The 17,679-nt window shown below is 73.8% G+C and carries 13 protein-coding genes; 5 read left to right on the top strand and 8 right to left on the bottom strand.

All coding sequences use genetic code 11. The features are described 5' to 3' along the window. Positions 1-53: 53 nt before the first annotated feature. The gene (locus ACQUFX_RS15960) at positions 54-3,764 is read right to left on the bottom strand and encodes an RICIN domain-containing protein (RefSeq protein ID WP_428966805.1); all 3,711 of its coding nucleotides are present in this window, start codon (positions 3,762-3,764) and stop codon (positions 54-56) included. 162 nt (positions 3,765-3,926) lie between these two features. On the opposite strand from ACQUFX_RS15960, the gene ACQUFX_RS15955 reads away from it, so the two are divergent. After that, positions 3,927-4,745 (top strand): TSUP family transporter, encoded by an 819-nt coding sequence (locus ACQUFX_RS15955; RefSeq protein ID WP_428966804.1) that lies wholly within the window; start codon positions 3,927-3,929, stop codon positions 4,743-4,745. A gap of 33 nt (positions 4,746-4,778) precedes the next feature. Here the strand turns inward: ACQUFX_RS15955 and ACQUFX_RS15950 are convergent, their stop codons facing one another. Then, positions 4,779-8,009, bottom strand: a complete 3,231-nt coding sequence (locus ACQUFX_RS15950; RefSeq protein WP_428966803.1) for an NACHT domain-containing protein — start codon at positions 8,007-8,009, stop codon at positions 4,779-4,781. 212 nt (positions 8,010-8,221) lie between these two features. Continuing rightward, the gene (locus ACQUFX_RS15945) at positions 8,222-8,695 is read right to left on the bottom strand and encodes a peptidase inhibitor family I36 protein (RefSeq protein WP_428966802.1); all 474 of its coding nucleotides are present in this window, start codon (positions 8,693-8,695) and stop codon (positions 8,222-8,224) included. A 274-nt stretch (positions 8,696-8,969) separates the two neighbouring features. On the opposite strand from ACQUFX_RS15945, the gene ACQUFX_RS15940 reads away from it, so the two are divergent. After that, positions 8,970-10,199 (top strand): helix-turn-helix domain-containing protein, encoded by a 1,230-nt coding sequence (locus ACQUFX_RS15940; protein WP_428966801.1) that lies wholly within the window; start codon positions 8,970-8,972, stop codon positions 10,197-10,199. Between the two features lie 34 nt (positions 10,200-10,233). On the opposite strand, the gene ACQUFX_RS15935 is transcribed toward ACQUFX_RS15940, so the two are convergent. Beyond that, positions 10,234-10,578, bottom strand: a complete 345-nt coding sequence (locus tag ACQUFX_RS15935; protein ID WP_428966800.1) for a hypothetical protein — start codon at positions 10,576-10,578, stop codon at positions 10,234-10,236. Between the two features lie 107 nt (positions 10,579-10,685). Between ACQUFX_RS15935 and rpsD the strand changes: the two genes are divergently transcribed. Both rpsD and ACQUFX_RS15925 read left to right on the top strand, forming a co-directional pair. Further along, on the top strand, positions 10,686-11,294 hold the full coding sequence (gene rpsD, locus ACQUFX_RS15930; RefSeq protein WP_428966799.1) for a 30S ribosomal protein S4: 609 nt from the start codon (positions 10,686-10,688) through the stop codon (positions 11,292-11,294). A gap of 164 nt (positions 11,295-11,458) precedes the next feature. Then, entirely contained in the window at positions 11,459-13,450 is a 1,992-nt protein-coding gene (locus ACQUFX_RS15925; protein ID WP_428966798.1) for a GTP-binding protein, read from the top strand. Between the two features lie 21 nt (positions 13,451-13,471). Here ACQUFX_RS15925 and ACQUFX_RS15920 read toward each other — a convergent pair whose 3' ends face one another. Both ACQUFX_RS15920 and ACQUFX_RS15915 read right to left on the bottom strand, forming a co-directional pair. Further along, positions 13,472-14,047: a GNAT family N-acetyltransferase gene (locus ACQUFX_RS15920; protein WP_428966797.1), complete on the bottom strand. Its 576-nt coding sequence runs from the start codon at positions 14,045-14,047 to the stop codon at positions 13,472-13,474. 225 nt (positions 14,048-14,272) lie between these two features. Continuing rightward, positions 14,273-15,103, bottom strand: coding sequence for a copper resistance CopC family protein (locus ACQUFX_RS15915; RefSeq protein ID WP_428966796.1), 831 nt, complete (start codon positions 15,101-15,103; stop codon positions 14,273-14,275). A 146-nt stretch (positions 15,104-15,249) separates the two neighbouring features. Here ACQUFX_RS15915 and ACQUFX_RS15910 point away from each other — a divergent pair, with 146 nt between their 5' ends. After that, the gene (locus ACQUFX_RS15910; RefSeq protein WP_428966795.1) at positions 15,250-16,620 is read left to right on the top strand and encodes a hypothetical protein; all 1,371 of its coding nucleotides are present in this window, start codon (positions 15,250-15,252) and stop codon (positions 16,618-16,620) included. 88 nt (positions 16,621-16,708) lie between these two features. Here ACQUFX_RS15910 and ACQUFX_RS15905 read toward each other — a convergent pair whose 3' ends face one another. Continuing rightward, positions 16,709-17,320: a GTP-binding protein gene (locus ACQUFX_RS15905; RefSeq protein WP_428966794.1), complete on the bottom strand. Its 612-nt coding sequence runs from the start codon at positions 17,318-17,320 to the stop codon at positions 16,709-16,711. Beyond that, a complete protein-coding gene (locus tag ACQUFX_RS15900; RefSeq protein WP_396890445.1) occupies positions 17,301-17,678 on the bottom strand; it encodes a DUF742 domain-containing protein in 378 nt (125 codons plus the stop codon). The genes ACQUFX_RS15905 and ACQUFX_RS15900 overlap by 20 nt, the downstream gene beginning before the upstream one ends. Position 17,679: the final 1 nt, after the last annotated feature.

The raw sequence follows: 17,679 nt of genomic DNA, 5'->3' as shown, positions 1-17,679 counted from the left end.
CGTCGCGCCCGGCCGGGTGCCCCCGTCACGGGACACCCGACCGGGCCGGGACGTCAGCTCGTCGCCGCCTCCCAGACCCAGGTCTGGATCGGACCGGGGCCGGCCGGGTCGACGGTGAGCTGCTGGCCGTACCCGTGTTCGGTGAGGTACAGGTCGGTCGGCACCCCGTTGACCTCGGTACGGTTGGCCAGCGCGAAGGAGGAGCCGTCCGGCTCCACGCACCACAGGTACTCGTCGGTGTCGGGCCGGAACGAGTGCAGGGTCACCCCGGCGCCGAAGGTGGCGTTCCCGGTCGGCGAGGAGGTGAGGTACCGCCCGCTGTTCACCAGGTAGTAGCAGGGGGCGTCGCCGGTGGAGCCGGCGGGGATCCGGTTGAACCGCTGGTTGGCCCCGTCGGTCTCCTGGTACAGGATGATCGGGGTGCCGTTGCCGGTCCCCTCACCGGAGACGTCCGCCACCATGTCGTGGGAGCCCTCCACCGGATAGTGGGTGATCTCCTGGAGGTCGTTCATCTCGGCCTCGGACTGGAAGAACCAGCGCTGCCGGGCCGAGCCGTCCCCGTCCCGGCCGGCGAGCACCTGGAGGTCGGGCAGCACGGTCAGGAACTGGTCGGTGACCTTGTTGCGCAGGGTCCAGCTACCGTCCCCCTGGTACTCGGGACGCCACAACTGGTCCATCGCCTCCAGGTGCCACTGCACCACCCGGGCGTCGTCGGCCCCGCCCTCCTGCCCCATGAAGCTGCCGGTGTACAGGTTCATGAGCCGGTAGTAGCCGGGGAACTCCCCGCTGCGGATCAGCGACCACTTCTGCTGGTACCCGTCGTGGTACGGGAAGTCCACCACCATGTTGGTCTGGCCACTGCGGACGATGTCGGCGACGTTGGTGGTCTCCGCGTTGCGCAGCAGGGCGATCTGCGGCACCGGCGGCTCGGCCACCGCGGGGGGCGGATCGGCGTTGCCCTGGAGGAACAGGTCGAAGCCCACCGCTAGGTGATCGGACGGGACGGCCCGGTCCACCACGGCGGTGTTCGTGATCCGGGGCACCCCGTTCGCGGCCGGCACGACGGCGTAGTCGAGGGTCCGCGTCGGGTTCTGGCTGGGATGGGTGGGGGTCGGCGGGGCGTGCACCACGAAGTGCGCCGGGTTGAGGGCCGCCGCCAGGTTGCCCGGGTCCCGGTTGAAGTCCCCCATGGCGACCCAGTCCAGCGGGCCGTTGTTCGGCCCGGCGTTCAACATCCGGGTCCGGATCGCGCCCAGCAGCCCCGGAATGTCGTTGCCGCCGCCGTTGCCGGAGAAGCCGTGCAGGGTGAAGTAGACCGTCTCGCCGACGTTGATCCCCAGGGCGGGCCGACCGCCCATCGGGGAGGGCACCACGAAGATCGCGTCCGGGTCGACCCGTTCCCGCGTGGCCACCGCCATGTTCACCCGGTTCGGGGCGTTGGGCGAGGTGTCGGTGTGCAGCCAGTAGAGGAACCCGCCCGGCCGGCCGGCGCTGCCGGCGTACCGGTACTCCCGGACCGGGGGGAAGGTCCCGTCGGCGCGCTGGAAGTCGTTCTGCGCGTGGTCGCCGAGGTGCGCGCCACCGGCCGGCGGGGACCCGGCCTCCTGCAACGCGATCACCTCCGCGCCGAGGCCCAGTTGCTGCACCGTGTTGCGGTACTTGTTCTCGTACGACCCCTCCGCGCTGGAGCCCGAGCCCTGCATGTTCCAGGTGTACGCCTTGCGGGCCGGGTCCACCCGGGGGTCGAGCTGGCCGACGTCGCGCAGGAACAGCGACGGGCGGCGGCGGTCCGCCAGGGTCACCACGCCCTGCCCGCCGGAGTAGTCGAGACCCTCCCGGCCGGACCAGTCGGGGATGATGCTCCCGCCCTGGGCGAGGTGGCGGAACTGGCGCGGGTTGCCGGGGTCCGAGCCGAACTGGTGCACGGCGTCGGACGGCACCCCGGGACTCTCCGCCGAGTACGGCGTGTACGGCTCGAACGGCCCGCCCGGGGTGGTCTGCTTGGTCAGCACGTTGCCGTGGAAGACGTTCTGCGGCCCGGTGGCCCCGGACCACTTGATCGCCTTCGGCCCGGCGCCCCACCAGATCGGGTACCAGGTGCCGTCGTCCAGTTCGCCGCCCTCACCGCCGCAGTTGGCGGTGCAGCTACCGGACCGGTGCTGGTACGGCACCCGGACGGTGTTGCCCTCGAAGAGGTTGTACCGTTCCCAACCGCCGTGCAGGTTCAGGTCGGAGTCCAGGTCGTTGCGGAACGCCACGTTGCCGCTGGCCGACCACTGGAAGGTGAAGTGCCGCAGGTTGCGGCTGGTGTTGTACGCGTACAGCGAGTCCCAGACCCGGCTGCCGCGCAGGTACCCGTTGCCGCCCTTGCCCTTGTTCCACGCCCCGTCGAAGGTGTTGCCCTCGATGTGCAGGTTCCGGGCCACCTCGGTGACCAGCGGGTGGGAGCCGGTCATGGTGCCGGAGAGCCCCTTGGCCCAGCTGTTCGCCGCCCACTTGAAGAGGATGCCGTGCATGGCGTACTCGGGCGCCAGGTTGCCGTAGTTGTGCACCGCGTCGGCGGGGGAGAGCGCGTAGCTGCCCCCGCCCAGCTTCGGCAGGCCGGACATGTCCTGGGTGAAGGCGAAGTCCTCGAAGCCCACCCCCTCGACGGCCTTGAGCGGGGTGACCTTGCTCTGGAACGGCGTCTCGGTCAGCATCGGCGCGGAACCGTCGGAGACCGAGTCGACGGGCAGGTCGAACTCCAGCGGCCGGTCCAGGGTGATCGACTTGGGGCTGGCGCTCATCGCCACCACCCGGAACATCTGCTGGCGCATGTGCAGGTTCTCGAACATGCTCGCGTGCTGGGCGTACGTCAGCCCCTGCTGCTCGTAGAACTTGATGCTGTTGGCCGCGCCGACCCAGACGTACCCGCCCAGGTTGAACTTGCTCATGTCCGCGTTGCTGACCAGGTGCACGACGCTCTGGCCGGCGCGGGCGGAGAAGCCCGGGTCGTCCGAGCGGGCCGCGACCCGCATCCCGGAGACCCAGTGCTGGTTGACCGAGCCCTCGAAGAGGTCCTTGCGGTTGGCCGGCGCGGACTGCCACTCGTCGACGTACCGGCTGGCCACGTCCCGGGCCTGCACCTTGAACAGGGCCCGGCCCGGCCAGATCCAGCCGCCCCGGCCGGTGTCGTTGCCGCTGCCCCAGGTCATGGTGGTGGGTTCCCAGCGGCTGCCGTCGGTGCTGAGCGTGTCGTACCGGGTGTCGGTGTCGGGGCGGAACACCAGCCGGGTGCCGCCGGTCCCGGCGCCCTGGCCCCGGATGACCAGGAAGTTCGCGTCGGCGTAGAGCTGCCGGGAGACGTCGAGGCGGCCGGCGGGCAGTTCGATCAGGGACAACCGGTAGTGGCTGGCCGTCGGGGAACAGTCGGACCGGACCCGGTCGATGGCGGCCTGCAACCCGGCGCTGTCGTCGACGCCGTCGTCGGCGACGACGCCGAACTCGCTGGCCAGGCGGGCCGGCTCGAACCGGCAGGAGGCCGCCCCGGTGACGAACGAGGTGGAGGGCAGCGACTCGCCGCCCAGGTAGCCGACCCGCGACCAGTCGGGCAGCCCGTCACCGGCGACGATCCGGTTCCCGACGCCCAGGTCCGGCCGGCTGGCCGGGGGATCGGCGGCGACCCGGGTCACCGGGCCGGCGGCGTGGGCCGTGGGCGTCGCCCACGGCGGCACGAGCAGCGCGGCGGCCAGGGCCACGGCGACTGCGGAGCGATTGATCTGCACGCATGAAGGATCGGTGACCGGGTACCGGATGTGAAGCATCGATGGCTATGGGTGATGTCACCCGGCGTCCACTGCGGACTGCCCGTCGGCTCCTTGCGTTCGGGCGTGACGTCCGTTAACAACTCTGGCCCAGACTGTCCCGATGATCTCTCGGGAACCGTCGTGACGTGGGCCGACGCGGTGCTCAGCGTCACCGCCGGCCTGCTGATCTCGGTGGTGACCACCCCGGTCGGGGTCTCCGGGGCGGTGTTCCTGCTGCCGGTGCAGTTGAGCGTGCTGGCCGTGCCGAACCCGGCCGTGACGCCGACGAACCTGCTGTTCAACATCGTGGCCGGTCCGGGCGCGCTGCTGCGGTACCGGCGGCGCGGTGGGCTGGCCGGCCCGCTGACCCGGCTGCTGCTGCTCGGCACCCTGCCGGGGGTGGTCGTCGGCGCGGTGATCCGGGTCTTCGTGGTGCCCGGCCCCGACGGTTTCCGCCTGGTTATCGCCGCCCTGCTGTTCCCGCTCGGGCTCTGGCTCTGCCTGCGGGCGGCGACAGACCGGTCGTGGCGGGTAGGGCCCCCTCACCGGCGAGGGCCGACGCCGTCGCGGCCCCGGCTGGCCGCGTTCGCCGGGGTGGTCGGGGTGGTCGGGGTGGTCGGCGGGATCTACGGCGTCGGCGGCGGCTCCATCCTCGGTCCGGTCCTGGTCGGTCGGGGGATGCCGGTCGCGGTGGTCGCACCGGCCGCGCTCGCGTCGACCTTCGTCACCTCGGTCGCCGGTGCGGCCACCTTCAGCGCGCTCGCCCTCACCGGGCGCGGCGACATCGCGCCGGAGTGGGGCGTCGGCCTGCTCTGCGGCCTCGGCGGGCTGGTCGGCGGGTACCTCGGCGCGCACCTGCAACCCCGCCTGCCGGAGCGGGCCCTGCGCGGCACCCTCGGCGCGCTCGCCGTCGCCCTCGCCGTCGTCTACGCCGCCCAGGCCGCCGCCAGCCTCGGCTGAGGCGCACCGGCCCGGCCGGGCCGGTCCGTCCGGTCACCTGCGCCAGGCGGGCAGCATCCGTTCGGACATGTCCCGCCAGAACGCGCGCAGGTCGTCCCGGTCGACGAACTGCCACCCGGCCCGCAGCGAGGGTTGGTACCAGCGTCCGACGAGGTCGGCCTGGTGGGCGCAGAACGCCTCGTCCATCTGGTACGGCAACTCGTCGCCCCGGGGCGGCAACGGGCAGAGCCGGAACGGGCAGTCGTCGATGCAGGTCGAGCCGGGCTGGACGTCGTGGGCCTGCCGGCGGCTGAGGTTGACCCGCATCGCGCCCCGGTCGATGGTCAGGCAGGGCGGCAGGTCCCGCCGGCTCGACCGGGTGAGCCGACGGGCCCGTTCGGCGTCGTCGCGCCCCTGGTAGGCGAGGTTGAGCAGCAGCATCACGTCGGCCAGCAGGCGCTGGGCCCGTGGTTCCAGGACCGCCCAGCCGTGCGACGCCGGCAGCCAGGAGTCCTCGAGCCCACGGATCTCGGGCTGCGGGCTCACCGAGCCGACCCGGCCGACGATCTCGTGCTCGTCCATCCAGCAGTGGCGCTCCGGGTGCCGGTCGATCAGCGCCGCCACGCACTGGTCCGCGACCTCGCGGACCAGGGGATGCGGGCTTTCGCTGTCGGGGGTCGGGGCGTCCGTCCCGCTGCCGGCGATGGAGAGCCAGTACGTCACCAGCCCCCGTGGATCCGAGCCGTGGCCCCGTGCGCGCAGGTTCTCCGCCGGGTCGCGGGGCAGTGCCAGCAGCGTCAGCGCCTGGATGAGGACCAGGTGGGAGTACCAGAAGTGGGAGTGCCGCAGCGCCAGCTCGGCCTCCTCGACCAGGTAGCTGCGGTGCCGTGGGTAGGCCCGGCAGTTGGCGGCCAGCCGGAAGCCCTGCGCCAGGTCGAGTTCCCACGTCCGGGCCTCGGCCGTCCGGGTGCTGCCCAGGTGGTCGACCCAGCGCCGGAGGTTGCTGCCGGCGTCCCGGGTGACCGACGTGCCCGGCCGGCGGACCCCGTCGACGAAGAGCTGGTGCTCCTCCTCGGCGAAGAGGAAGAGCGCTGGCGCCATCCAGGCCAGGACCTGCCGCTGGCGGCCCCACTGCCGCTCGTCACCGGCGGGCCCCGCGTCGCTCGGGCCGCCGAGCAGGTCCCGCAGGGCGTGGACGGTGGCGTCACCACCGCCGCCCAGTTCGCGGGCGGCGTTCAGCCGGGCCAGGTAGGAGGTCTCCGCCGCCATCATGTCGAACAGGAGGCGGTACTGCGGTGGGTGCGGGGCCCGTGGGCCGACCCGCCGGGCGGCGTCGCCGAACCGGTGGATGAGGGCGATCTTGGCATCCTCCAGGGGACGGTCGGTGACCGAGCCGTCCCCCTGGTACCGCGACCACGCCCCGCTCACCGCCTCGGCCAGGCTCCGGTGGCAGTGGTGGCCGGTCGCGGCGTCCATCTCCAGCGCGGCGGCGAAGATCTCCAGCGCCCGTGTCCGGTTGTGCGTCCGGACCGCCTCCTTCCGCAGCTGCCGCAGCAGCTCCCGGGGTTGGTTGGGCCGACGGCTCCGGAACCGGTCGGCCAGGCTCGGGCGGGCGGGGTGGTCTGGTCGCCGGTCGGCCCCGGCGGTGCGCCGCCCGGAGCAGTGCAGGGTGAGCGCGGCCAGCAGCTCCCGCCCCGGCCCGTTGCCGCACCGGAACGCGTGGTCGAGGAAGCCCGGGTCACGCAGGGCGGCGGCGAGGAAACGGCTACCGAGGTACGCCTGGACCACCCCGTGCTGGAAGCGGACCCCGTCCCGTTGCTTCACCACGATGTTGAGCGCGCCGCCGGTGGAGCCGGCGAGCCCCAGATCCTGTGGGCTGTCTGCACTGAGCTTGGTCAGGCGCTCGCGCAGCACGGCCAGGATCCGGCGACGGCCGGCGTCCGGGGTGTCCGGGGTGCCGGCGAGTTCGTGGGTCTTCACGACCAGCCGGTTGTTGCGCAGGCCGATGCAGGCGAGGGCGGAGAGCACCTCGAGCGCGTCCCGGCGTTCCGTGGCCGGCAGGCCGTAGTCCTCGTACAGGTCGCCGTCGACCAGCGCGTCGTACCACTCGTCCAGCAGGCTCCGGCGGACGGACGCCCGGCCGGCGTCGGCCGGCACCCGGTCCAGCCGGTTCACCTCATGCAACTGCCCGATGACCCGCAGGTAGAACGGGGAGTCGGCGACGTCGGCGCCCTTCACCAGGGAGCTGATCTGGTCCCACCGGTGCGCGGTGTCCGCACGCCGGCTCTGCACCTGCACGTACTCCAGCGCAGCCCCCTCGGAGAGCGGCTCCACCTGGAGCATCATCGCCTCCAGGCCCCGCAGCGGGTCGTCGGGCCGGGACGCGATCACCAGCGGGAGCCGGTCGCGGCGTGCCTTGCGGACCGCCTCCCGGAGCACGCTGTCCCGGTCGCACGGTTGTGCGGTGTCGGCCAGCGCCTCCTCCAGGCCGTCGGCGAGTACCACGATCCGGTTCTCCCGCCAGAGCTGCCGCCAGATCTTGTCCGCCTCACCGTCGGAGTGCAACTGGGTGTCGATGCTGTCCTGGAACCGTCTGCGCGCGAGGGCGCGGAAGTCGAACTCGCCGGGGCTCGTCACGTCCCGTAGCTGGATACCGATCGGCACGACCCTCGTGTTCATCAGCTTCTCCGCGAGGCGGACCAGGGTCGTGGTCTTGCCGGTACCGATGCCGCCGACCAGCAGGAGGGGCCGACGGTTGGTGGGGTCACAGAGCCGCCGCACCAGCAACCCGCACAGCTCGTCGCGGCCCACCACCAGGATGTTCCGGACGTCGTGCTCGGCGGTCGGGATCGACACCCGCCGGTCGTCGCGGGCCTGCCTGCGGTACCAGCGGCTGACCCAGAGGTACCGGCCGAGCAGGAAGACCGCCACGGTCAGCGCCAGGCCGAGCGGGCCCTTGACGAAGTCGAACACCTGCGAGCAGTAGTAGCCGCCAGGGGTGTTCCGGCTGCACCACCTCGACGGCCGGAACCCGGCCGGCTCGTGCTGCCAGACGGCGAGGGCCAGGGAGTACAGCAGCCACACGATGAGCAGGCCGGCGAGGACGAGCACGCCGGTACGCAGCCACGAGCGGTCCTGCCAGCGGGGCTTGCGGTCGGCCCGGTCGTCGGTGACCCGCCGGGCCCGTCGCTCCTCCTGGCGCTCCCGCCGGGTCCGCCACCTGATCCGGCGTTGCCGCAGCCACAGCTCGGCCGCCCGGACCGGGCCCCGCGTCGGCCGGCGCATGGACCCACCCCCGAGGCACGTGTCGACGGTCACCGGGCCGGCCCGCCGACCCGCCGGCTCCGGCCCGGGAGCGGTCCACCCCGCTTCCGTCACGCTAGTGCGTACCCGGTCCGCCGGAGGCCTTTTCCCGGGCAACGCGGCCCCGCGCCGGTCGGGCCGGCCCCACGCGGTCACCTCTCGTGACCTGCGGAAACCGGCCCGATCGCCCCCGATCAGGAGAACTTGATGGAGCTCGCCCGGTTGCTCCAGCCGTCGCCGATGGCGGCCAGGTTCGCCGAGGCGTCGATCCAGGTCGACGACGCGCCGGTGAAGTTCAGCCCGCCGAACAGCTTCACGTCGCACTGGTTGTAGGTGCGGACCGAGGTGATCCGCTTGTTCCAGTTGCCCCCCGCGGTGCTACGCAGGTCGCCCCACTGCCACTCGGCGTCGTAGGAGGGCGTGCAGGCCCGGGCCTGGGTCCAGGCCAGCACGGCGCCGGAGTAGTTGGCCCCGTCGTAGACCCGGGCGATCACCAGGTCGGCCTGGGCGCCGACCGTCCGCAGCGCCTGCTGCTCGGTGGCGGCGCAGGTGAACGCCCCGGTGTCCAGGTTGACCACGCAGTTGTCCAGCGGCCCGGCGGCGGCAGCGGGCCCGGCGAGCGCCCCGACCAGCCCCAGCGCGCCGATCGCGGCGCCGGCTGTGCTCATCAGTCGTGTCCTCATCGTCGTGTCCTCTCCTCGGAACCGGCGAGCGGCCCTCGGTGACCGCCCACGTCCATTGCTAGCCGCCGCCCGGATTGACCGGAACCGGCCATGACCTCGATCAATCAACTCCGGACAGCCCCCGGCCTCGGACGACGATCCGACAGCGGTCTGGATCGGCCTTGACACGTTCGGTATCCATGGGTGGAGGCGTCCGTCCATCCCGGGGGGAGATCACGTGGCTCGGCAGGAGCGACCCGTCGATCCGACGGAGGGCCCGGTGCAGGCTCTCGCCTACGAGTTGCGCAAGCTCCGGACCGAGGCCGGCAACCCGACCTACCGCGCGCTCGCCCGGACCGCCGGCTACAGCGCGACGACCCTCTCCGAGGCGGCCGGGGGCACCCGGCTGCCGACGCTGGAGGTGGTCCTCGCCTACACCGGGGCGTGCGGCGGCGACCCGGACCGGTGGCGGGCGCGCTGGCACGAGGCGGCCCGGACCGCGCAGGCGGCGGCCCGGACCGCGTCGGCCGGTGCGGCGGGAAGCCCGACCGACCAGCAGTCGCCCGCCCCGCCCGCCCCGCCCACCCCGCCCGCCCCGGCGGAGGCGACGGAGCCGGGCCCGCCGGGGCGGACCGCCCCACCGCCGGCGCCGCCGGAGCAGCCGGTGACCGGAGCCGGGGCGGGGCGGCGTACGCGCTGGCGGCAGGTGCTGCTCACGGTGGTTCCCGCCGGTGTCGCCGTCGTCGCCGCCACCGCCTTCGGGCTGGCCGTGCAGCGCGCCGGCCCGCTGGCCGTCGACCCGTCGACCGGTGCCGGTCCCCGGTGCCCCGGCCTGCCGGCCGACGCCCGGTTCACCGGCACGACCTACGGCAGCGGCGCGCACGTGCGTACCGGTGCCACCCGCGACGACGCGGTGACCACCACCATCCCGCCCGACTGCACCGTCGGGTTCACCGGGTTCTGCGTCGGGGAGAAGGTCTACGACAACACCGGGGGCACCCCGGACGTCCGCTGGTTCATGGTCCCCGGTGGGGGCGTCGTCTCCTCGGCCGTCATCCACGGCAATCCACCCCGGGAACTGCCGGCCACCGACTGCCCGAACGGGCGTCCGACCCCGAGCGTCCTCGACTTCTCGGTGGTCGCCGAGTCCGGCGGCGCGCTGTCGCTGCGCGTCACCGGGGCCGACCTGGACGTCGTCGGCTTCACCGCGTCGACCGGGCCGACCACCTCGTCCGGGGGGCCCGCCTGGCGGCAGGTCACCCTGGCCGACGTGCGCGATCCGGGCGTCGGGGCGCGCGCCCGGTTCGAGCCGGCCACCACCACGGCACCGGCGGGTGGACCCCTCGTCCTGGTCGCTGCCGCCTGCCTGGGTGGGGACAGCCCGACCGGCCTGGTCCGGGCGCTGCGGGTGCAGCCGGGCGGTTCCGCCCGGCCGGCGCCGGTGACCCTCGACCCGGGGCAGCGGGCCCAGGCCGCCGCCTCCGCGTGCCGGTACCCGCGCGCCGGCTGACCCGCGTCGCCGGGCACGGTCAGGGCGACCCGCCTCAGCCGGCGGGGAGTTCCTCGATCACGCTGGTGCCGCTGCCCGGCCGGGACTCCCACTCCCAGGTCTCGTGCAGCCGCAGCCGCCCGTCGGGCAGCACGGTGACCCGCGAGACGCAGTGCCCGGCGGAGGTCCGCCCGTCGACGTTGAGCTGCACGTACCGGAAGTCCAGCCGGTCGCCGTCGCGGGTGCCGACGAGCCGGCCACGCCGGATCGACCCGCCGGCGTACTCCGCCCAGACCTCGCCGTCCCGTTCGTGGTACGTGAAGACGGTCTCCGTGCCGACCTCGCCGGCGACCGCCTCCGCCACGGCGGTGAAGCGGCGCCCGTCCAACGTCAACGCCATGGCCGGGACCCTACCCGCCCCGTCGGCCGGGGTGATCCCGGCGGGGGCCTGTTGCCCTCCTCGATCACCTAAGTTAGGTTTGCCTAACCTAACTGCGAGGTGGAGTCATGAACCAATCCCGTCCCAAGGTCCGGCTGTCCCGGAGCCTCGGCATCCCACTGACCCCGAAGTGCGTGCGTTACTTCGAACGCCGCCCGTTCCCACCCGGCCAGCACGGCCGCGCCCGGCGCAGCACCAGCGACTACAGCATCCGGCTGCGGGAGAAGCAGCGCCTCAAGGCGCAGTACCACCTCCAGGAGGGGCAGTTGCGGCGCGCCTTCGACCGGGCGGCCCGGCAACCGGGCAAGACCGGCGAGGAACTGATCGTCGACCTGGAGATCCGGCTGGCCGCCCTGGTGCTGCGGGCCGGCTTCGCCCGCACCATCTACCAGGCCCGGCAGTTCGTCGTCCACCAGCACGTCACGGTCAACGGGCGGCGGCTGGACCGGCCCTCGGCGCGGCTGCGGGTCGGTGACGTCGTCGCGGTGGCGCAGCGCAGCCGGCAGCGGCCGCCGTTCCTGGTCGCGGCGGCGGGCGCGGACGCGCCGCAGCGTCCCGCGCCGTACCTGGACGTCGACCTGGCCGGGCTCACCGCCCGGCTGACCCGGCTGCCGCTGCGCGCCGAGATCCCGGTGGTCTGCGACGAGCAGCTCGTCGTCGAGCACTACTCGCGCTGACCTGGGCCGGGGTCACCCGAACGGGCTTTCGGGTTGCACCCCGCGCCGGACGTTGGTGCACTGGAGAGGTCCACGGGTAGCCGACCGGAGGGAGAGTGCGATGCGCGCCGCGTTCGTGTCCAACCAGACGGGATCGACCACCTACCCGAAGGACATGACGCTCCGTGAAGACTCTCAACGTCGGAATCCTGGCACACGTTGACGCCGGAAAGACCAGCCTGACCGAGCGGCTGCTGCACACCGTCGGGGTCATCGACGAGATCGGCCGGGTCGACGACGGCACCACCCGGACCGACTCGATGGCGCTGGAACGACAGCGTGGCATCACCATCCGCTCCGCCGTCGCCTCCTTCGTGGTCGGCGACGTCACGGTCAACCTCATCGACACGCCCGGCCACCCGGACTTCATCGCCGAGGTGGAACGGGTCCTCGGCCTGCTCGACGGCGTGGTGCTCGTGGTCAGCGCCGTCGAGGGGGTGCAGGCGCAGACCCGGGTGCTGATGCGGACGCTGCGGCGGCTGCGGCTGCCCACGGTCGTCTTCGTCAACAAGGTCGACCGGGCCGGAGCCGACCCGCAGCGGGTCCTGCGTGACCTCGCCACCCGGCTCACCCCGGCAGTGGTGGCGGTCGGCGCCGTGCACGACGCCGGCACCGCCGCCGCCCGCGTCGAGCCGTACCCCGACGGCGACCCGGACCACCTCCGGCGCCTGCGGGACCTGCTCACCCGCCACGACGACGCGCTGCTGGCCGCGTACGTGGCGGACGAGAGCCGGCTGACCGGCCCCCGGCTGCGGGCCGCCCTCGCCGAGCAGAGCCGGCGTGGCCTCGTCCACCCGGTCCTGCCCGGCTCGGCGATCACCGGCGTGGGCGTACCGGCGCTGGTCGCCGGCCTGACCGAGTTGCTGCCCACCGGCGAGGGCGACCCGGACGCCCCAACCTGCGGCACCGTGTTCAAGGTCGACCGGGGGCCCGCCGGGGAGCGGATCGCGTACGTCCGGATGTTCGGCGGCACCCTCAGGCTGCGCGACCGGCTTCCCGTCGGGGCCGGCCGGACCGCCACCGTCACCGGGATCGAGCTCTGCGAGCGGGGCGGCACAATCCGCGCCGAGGCGGTGCCGGCCGGGCGCATCGCGCTGCTGCGCGGGCTCGGCGACGCCCGCATCGGTGACCCGGTCGGGCAGGCGCGTCCCGGCCCGACCGGGCGGCACTTCGCCCCGCCCAGCCTGGAGACCGTGGTCGTGCCGCAGCGGGCGGCGGACGCCGCGGCCCTGTACGCCGCGCTCAGCCGGCTCGCCGAGGAGGACCCGCTGATCAACGTCCGCCAGGACCCGCGCCGGCGGGAGATCACCGTCAGTCTCTACGGGGAGGTGCAGAAGGAGGTGATCCAGGCGCTGCTCGCCGACGGGTACGGCCTGACCGTCGACTTCCGCGAGACCACCCCCGTCTGCGTGGAGCGGCTGGCCGGCACCGGGGCGGCGGTGGAGCTGATCGGGGTGGCCCCCAACCCGTTCCTGGCCACCGTCGGGCTGCGGGTCGAGCCCGCCCCCACGGGCAGCGGGGTGACCTTCCGGCTCGGCGTCGAACTGGGCTCGATGCCACCGGCCTTCTTCACCGCCGTCCGGGACACCGTCCGGGAGACCCTGACCCAGGGCCGGTACGGCTGGCAGGTGGTCGACTGCGTGGTCACCATGACCCACGCCGGGTACTGGGCCCGGCAGAGCCACGCGCACGGCACCTTCGACAAGAGCATGTCCAGCACCGCCGGGGACTTCCGCAACCTGACGCCGCTGGTGCTGATGGCCGCCCTGGAGCGGGCCGGCACCCGGGCGGCCGAGCCGGTGCACCGGTTCCGGCTGGAGGTGCCCGGTGACGTCCTCGGTGACGTGCTGCCCGTGCTCGCCCGGCTCGACGCGGTGCCCTCCTCGACCCTCGCGCAGGGGGCGTCGTACCTGGTCGAGGGGGAGATCCCGGCGGGCCGGGTGCACGCCGTGGAGCGACGACTGCCGGCGCTGACCCGGGGCGAGGGCAGCTTCGAGTCGACCTTCGCCCGGCACCGGCCGGTCCACGGCGTACCCCCGGTCCGGGCCCGCTGGGACCACGACCCCACCGACCGCAAGGAGTACCTGCTCGCCGTGGCCCGGCGGGTCGACCGGTGACCGGTGACGCCGCCCGCCCCATCAGCCCCCGTCGGGCCGGTGGGCCGGGCGGTCGGCGTCGGGCCGGTGGGCCGGGCGGTCCGCGCCGTCGAGGTCCCGGCGCATACCCACCCGGGGCCACCGGTCGAGCCCGTGCGCGGCCTCCCGCCGCCGGATCGCCCGCAGCCCGGGGGTGAGGTCCCGGTCGTCGAGGAGCCAGAAGCCGCATCGGGCGTAGTACGGGGCGTTCCACGGGACATCGGCGAAGGTGGTGAGGGTCAGCGCCGGTACCCCGTCGGTTTCCGCCCGCGCCGCGAGGTGGTCGAGCAGCCGGCGTCCCAGCCCGCGCCGCGCCCAGCGGGGATGGACCGACACCTGCTCGACGTGCAGGTTGCCGTCGACGAGGTCGGCGAGCAGGTACCCGACCGGCTGGTCGGCGGGGTCGACGGCGACCCAGGCGCGACCCGCCCGGTGGTAGCCGGCGAGCACGTCGAGCGGGGGCGGCTCGTCGTCGGCGATCTCCGGCATGCCGACGTCACGGAAGCACTCCCCGGCGGCCCGCTCGATGTCCCGCAGCACGGCCAACTCCCCCCGCCGCACCCCCCTGACCCTCACCACCCCATCCTCCCCCACCCCCACCCCCGCCCCGCCCCCTCGCGCCCCCTCCCGCCCCACCCCCCGCCCGCTCCCAGCGTTGATCATGGAGTTGGCGGCGATGCCGATCTCCGTGGCCCCCGTCAACTCCATGATCAACGGGGAGGGAGGGAGGGGGGAGGGGAGCGGGGAGGAGGGAGGGGAGGGGGGAGGAGGGAGGGGGGAGGTGGGGGCGGGGTGGGGTGAGGGTTAGTGGCGGGGGGGCTGGCGGTTGGTTGGTTGGCCGGTGGTGGTGCGCTTCGGGGTCGGCCGGGGCCGGTCGCGGGCGGGCGCCGGGCGGGCCGCCGGTGCCGGTGCCGCGCCGCGCCGGCGGGCGGCCACCAGGACGATCACCGCGACCACCACGACGACGATGCCGGGTACCAGCCACGGGCCGAGACCACCCCCGGCCTGCTCGGCCGCTCCGGCCGCTGGCGGCGGGGCGGCCGGGCTGCCGTCCGGTCGGGGCGAGCCGGCGTTGCCGGGGGCGTCGTGGCGGCCCTGCTCCAGCAGGGCGAGCAGGGCCGGCGCGGGTTCGCTCGTCGGCGCGCTCCATCCGGGCGGCGGCGCGCTGGTGGGTCCCTGGTAGTCGAAGACGACGCTGCCGCGCACCTGGTCCCCGTCCGAGGCGACGGAGAGGTAACTGGCGGTGTACCGACCCTTCGCCGGCCAGTGCGTGACGGGCAGCATCGCGGGGAAGCCGGTGTGGTACAGCATCGGCTCCAGTTTGCCGTCGACCAGGTTGTACTCCTGGACCGGCTTGTCGAGCCGCTTCGGCTCCCCGGTGGACCAGGGGCCCTCCACCCGGGCCCCGGTGGGGTCGGTGACGGTGAAGTGCGCCTGCGCGTGCGGCTGCTCGGTGAAGTAGAGCGCCAACCGCTCCGGCGGCCGGGTGACCACCGAGTCGGCCAGCGGGACCGAGGTGGCCAGGGTGCCGTGCGCGGCGGCCGGTGCGGCCGGCAGCACCACCGTCACCGAGAAGGCGACGACGAGGGCCGCCAGGAGAGTCGCCGCACGTCGGAGCCGTACCCGGATTCGCATTTGCTCATGATGGCCATTCCCCTGGTGCGGGACAAGACGTAGAGTTCACAGCCCTGACGTCATCCCGACACGGTCCCGTCGCCTCGTTCGGAGTACCACCATGCCCGTACGTGTTCCCGGCACCCGCGCCCGCTGAGAGGCCGGCGGTGACCACGTACCCGGAACTGCTCGCGCACGGCGTCGGCGGGCGGCAGGACCTTCCGCTCCCGCTCACCCACCTCGTCGTGGCGGCCTCGCTCACCCTGGTCATCACCTTCGTGGCGCTGGGCGCACTGTGGCGGGTCCCCCGGCTGGACCGCGACGGGACGACCGGGCAGCCGGTACCCCGGTGGCTGGCCGCGCTGGTCGACGCGCCCGCCCTCCGGTGGGCGCTGCGTGGCGCGGGCCTGGTCGCCGGCGGCTACGTCTGCCTCGCCCTGCTCGGCGGGCCGGACAACGAGGACAATCCCGCCGCCGGCGTGCTCTACGTGCTGGTCTGGATCGGGCTGGTCCCGCTGTCGCTGCTGTTCGGCCCGATCTGGCGGGCGGTGAACCCGCTGCGCTCGCTGTACCTGGTGCTCTGCGCCGCCGCCGGCCGGGACCCGGAGCGGGGCCTGCGTCCGCTCCCGGCCGGGCTGGGGGTCTGGCCGGCGGCCGTCGGGCTGGTCGCGTTCGTCTGGCTGGAGCTGGTCGCCCCGGGCCGCGCCACGCTGCCGGTGATCAACGCCTGGCTGGCCGGGTACGCCCTGGTGATGCTCGTCGGCGCGGTCCGGCACGGGGTCGGCTGGTTCGACCGGGCCGACCCGTTCGAGCTGTACAGCGGGCTGATCGGCCGGCTCGCGGTGATCGGCCGGCGCGACGACGGAGCCGTGGTCTGGCGCAACCCGCTGGACGGGATGGCCGCGCTGCGCCCGGAACCGGGGCTGGTCACCGCCGTCGTCGTGCTGCTCGGCTCGACCATGTACGACAGCCTGTCCTACGCGCCCGGCTGGCTGCGCCTGGGCCAGTTCGCCGAGGAGAACGGGGTGCCCCCGGTGGTCACCGGCACCCTGGGGATGGGCGCGCTCATCGGCCTGGTCGCGCTCGCGTACCTCGGCGCCACCCGGGTCGCCGCGCTGGTCGGGCGCGGGGCCGGGCCGGACCCCGACGGGGAGTCGACCCCACCGCGCCTGGTCCCCGGCGAGCTGGCCCACTCGATCGTCCCGATCGCGGTCGGGTACGTGCTGGCCCACTACTACTCGCTGCTGGTGCTGGAGGGACAACGGACCCTCGCCCTGCTCTCCGACCCGCTCGGCACCGGAGCCGACTGGCTCGGCACCGCCGAGTTCGAGCCGTACACCGGGCTGATCACCCCGGACGGGGTCGCCGCCCTCCAGATCACCGTCATCCTGATCGGACACCTGCTCGGCAGCCTGCTCGCCCACGACCGGGCGTTGTACCTGTTCCCACGGGCCCGGGCGGTCACCGGTCAGCTCCCGATGCTGGTGCTGATGGTCGCCTACACCGTCGCCGGTCTGCTGCTGCTCTACGCCGGCTGACCGCCGGCCCGCCGCCGGCCGCGCAGCGGGCGGGCCGGTGCGGGCGGGGCAACGGTGCGCGGCGGGCGGCCGGTGCGGGGCGGCCCGGTCAGGAGCGTGCCGGCTCCGACTCGCGGCGGGTGCCCCGGCCCCGCATCACGTGTTGCAGCAGTGCGATGAGCACCTCCTTGCTGGACTCCCGGTCCCGGGCGTCGCAGAGCATCACCGGCACCTCCGGATCCAGGTTGAGCGCGAGCTGCACGTCGTCCAGGCTGTACTGGCGGGCGCCCTCGAAGCAGTTCACCGCGACGATGAACGGCACCCGGTTGCGCTCGAAGTAGTCGATGGAGGGGAACGAGTCCGCCAGCCGGCGGGTGTCGGCGAGGATCACCGCGCCGAGCGCGCCGAGCGCCAGCTCGTCCCAGACGAACCAGAACCGGTCCTGCCCGGGCGTACCGAACAGGTAGAGCACCAGGTCCTCGCCGAAGCTGATCCGGCCGAAGTCCATCGCCACGGTGGTGGTGTGCTTGCCCTCCACGCCGGAGAGATCGTCGACGCCGACCCCGCGCTCGGTGAGGACCTCCTCGGTCCGCAGCGGCTGCGTCTCGCTGACCGAGCCGACCAGCGTGGTCTTGCCGACACCGAAGCCACCGGCGACAAGGATCTTGATGGCGGTCGGAAGGACCGGCCCCACCTCGCCGTCAGAGTTTTCGTAGTCCATTGATGAGCGCCTCGAATATATGGTTGTCCGGAAGGGATGCGGGTGGCTGGGGCTCGGAGACCCGGACGAGCCCGCGGGCGAGCAGATCGTCGAGGAGTACGCGCACCGTGCCCAGCGGGAGCCGGAGGTGGGCGGACACCTCGGCGAGGGCGAGCGGCCGTTGGCAGAGGTTGACGATGTGCAGGTGCTCAGGGGTCAACCCCACCTCCAGCGGCGGCGCCTGCTGCATGGCGAGGACCAACGAGATCACGTTGAAGCCGTTCCTGGGGCGGGCCCGCCCGCCGGTCATCGCGTACGGCCGGACCAGGGGGCCGGCTTCGTCGTCTATCCACAGTGGCTCGGCACCGGGCATGCCGATG

The organism is Micromonospora fluostatini (genome assembly GCF_050410825.1).
Classification (GTDB): Bacteria; Actinomycetota; Actinomycetes; order Mycobacteriales; family Micromonosporaceae; genus Micromonospora; species Micromonospora rosaria.
Note: the sequence above shows the minus strand (reverse complement) of the source record. Positions and strands in the feature narration are given on the sequence as shown.